Origin of the sequence: Paraburkholderia sp. SIMBA_027 (assembly GCF_046535315.1) — a bacterium.
GTDB classification, from domain to species: domain Bacteria; phylum Pseudomonadota; class Gammaproteobacteria; order Burkholderiales; family Burkholderiaceae; genus Paraburkholderia; species Paraburkholderia tropica.
This window is the reverse complement of the sequence record NZ_JAWRWY010000683.1, coordinates 1-268: the sequence shown is the minus strand read 5'-3', so window position 1 is coordinate 268 and position 268 is coordinate 1. Positions and strand designations below refer to the sequence as shown.

Sequence of the window (268 nt, the reverse complement as noted above, 5' to 3'; positions counted from 1 at the left end):
CAAGCGCTTGGCTTTGACGTGTGGCTTTAAACCGCCTGCGCCTCCGGCACCCGAGCCGGCCGGTTGATGCGCAGCACGATGACGGCGGCGACCAGGCACAAGCCGCCCGAAATCATCGACGCCACTGTGTAGGTGCCGAGGCTCGCACGCAGCATGCCCGCGCCGAGCGCCGCGAACGCTGCGCCCAGCTGGTGACCGGCGACCACCCAGCCGAACACGACAGGAGCCGATTCCTTGCCGTAGACGTCCGTGGCGAGCCGGACGGTGG

1 pseudogene is annotated in these 268 nt (G+C 69.0%); it reads right to left on the bottom strand.

The window, feature by feature from the left end:
• Window positions 1-26: 26 nt before the first annotated feature.
• A pseudogene (locus tag SB764_RS40760) lies at window positions 27-268 on the bottom strand (MFS transporter); the annotation flags it as partial.